The following is a 2,021-nucleotide window of genomic DNA, read 5'->3' as shown; positions in this document are numbered from 1 at the left end:
GTTCGGGATAGTGCACGGGTTTGACGCTGGAACCCGGCTGGTGAGTCACCCGGCGGTGCGGGCGGGTCGTGGTGGACGGGGTCGCAGAGTGACGACAGCAGTGACCAGGTGCTGCCGTTCGTAGCCTCGCGCCGGCACCCGTGTTCCCACTGGTGCGCCGGGCCGCCTGGAGGGGGACAGTAGAAGCATGACCCTGTCCGGGAATCTCGCCTACGACGTACTCGTCAACGACCCGCCGCCACAGGACGGCCTGCTGCCGAACGGAGAGCCGAAGCGGTTCTCCCCGCAGGCCAGCACGCTGATCTACGGCAGCGAGGAGGCGGTGCTGACGGACCCGGGGCTGACGGCCGAACAGGCGCGTGCGGTCGGCGACTGGGTCGAGGGCAAGGGCCGGAACCTGACGGACATCTTCATCACCCACGGCCACGGCGATCACTGGTTCGCCGCCGGGCTGCTGGCCGACCGGTTCGGGGCCCGTGTCGTCGCCTCCGCGGGCACGATCGGGCAGATGCGGGCGAGCGCCGCTACGCGGCCGGTGCTGTGGGACAAGCTGTACCCGGGGCTGATCCCGCCCGCGCCCGTCACCGCGGTGACAGTCCCCGGCAACCGCTTCACGCTCGAAGGACACGACCTCGTGATCGTCGAGACCGGTGACACCGACAGCGCGGACAGCACCGTCCTGCACGTCCCGGACCTCGGGCTTGTCGTCGCCGGGGACGTGATCTACAACGGCGTCCACATGTATCTCGCCCAGCGCGCGATCGTCGGCGGCCTCGGGCCCTGGCGGGCCGCGATCGACACGGTAGAGGCGCTGCAGCCGCGGCATATCGTCTGCGGCCACCAGAACAAGGAGCTCGACGACGACGCCGGGCGGACGATCGCGGAAACCCGGCAGTACCTCGACGACGCGGACGACCTGCTGCGCACCGAGAACACCGCGACCGGTTTCTTCAACGCCAAGATCGAGAGATACCCGGACCATCTCGGGCGGATGATCCTGTGGATCGGTGCCAGCGTGGTCTACGGCGTCCGCGACCACCCCGAAGAAGACATCCGCAAGATCATCCTCAGCTCCTGGCTCTGATCCGCCGGCGGACATCGGCGTGTAACCGCACACGCCGCTTGTCCAGCGGGCCGGCTTGCTGGCCTGGCTCAGGCGGTCAGGTGGTGCGTGCTGTCGGGGAACAGGTCTTCCGCGGCGACCGGGCTGGTCAGGATCTGCTGGTCGACGGCGTACCTGATGAGCTGGTCGATCATGGCCCGGTTCGGCGCGATGCCGTAGGGGAGCGGGTCCGCGCTGGTGATCTGCATGACCCGCGCGTACATGCGGTCCGTCGGGCCCGGGTCGGCGACGAATCCTTCGGCGAGATCGGCGACGTAGCGCTTCTTCGCGTCCGCGTAGGCGGCGAACAGGTCGGCGGCCAGGTCCGGGTGCTCCGCGAGCAGCTCGTCGCGGACGACGAGGACGTGGTTGATGGGGTAGAAGCCGCGGTCGCGCAGCGCGCGGTAGCCTGCCTCGGCCGCGTCGGGGATCAGCGGGACGACCCCCGGATAGTCCGCCGGGATGCCGTGAAGGCCGAGCACAACGGCCTCCGCGTAACGGAATAATCCTCCCAGTGGGCATGACGTGACCGCTCGCCACCATGGCGGTTGCGAGGGCGACGAGCGCGATGAGGAGAATCACCAAGAGTAGCCCGGTAGCCAGGCTCGCTTGCCGTTTCTTTCGATGAGGGTGGAGGTGTGCCTTGTTACTCATCACGTTCCTCCCACGGAACGGCAGCGATCAAATCGTAGATCACTCAGGCTGACTGACCAAACACCCACCACTCGATTGTGGGGTTAGCTCGGTTACTGCGCAAAGGCGTGGAGCCTGAGCGACGGTCCCGCTGCCGGGTTCAGCTTTCCGGCGGCGGGGCGAGGTAGGGGAAGTAGTCGAGGAGCTTCGCGGGCTGGGTCAGGCCGGAGACGAAGTCCTGGTTGAGGATGACCTTGGTGGCGTTGTCGAACGCGTCCTCGGTCAG

Annotated in this window: 2 protein-coding genes; one reads left to right on the top strand and one right to left on the bottom strand. The window is 67.8% G+C overall.

All coding sequences use genetic code 11. The features are described from left to right. Nucleotides 1–187: 187 nt before the first annotated feature. Complete coding sequence (locus tag WA805_RS26960; RefSeq protein WP_422340296.1) at nt 188–1,084, top strand: MBL fold metallo-hydrolase; 897 nt, start codon at nt 188–190, stop codon at nt 1,082–1,084. A 68-nt stretch (nt 1,085–1,152) separates the two neighbouring features. On the opposite strand, the gene WA805_RS26955 is transcribed toward WA805_RS26960, so the two are convergent. Beyond that, nucleotides 1,153–1,584 (bottom strand): hypothetical protein, encoded by a 432-nt coding sequence (locus tag WA805_RS26955; protein WP_422286366.1) that lies wholly within the window; start codon nt 1,582–1,584, stop codon nt 1,153–1,155. Nucleotides 1,585–2,021: the final 437 nt, after the last annotated feature.

The sequence above is a fragment of the Trebonia sp. genome (assembly GCF_049794275.1).
Classification (GTDB): domain Bacteria; phylum Actinomycetota; class Actinomycetes; order Streptosporangiales; family Streptosporangiaceae; genus Trebonia.
The sequence above is the reverse complement of the archived record's forward strand: the minus strand, read 5'-3'. Positions and strand labels throughout refer to the sequence as shown.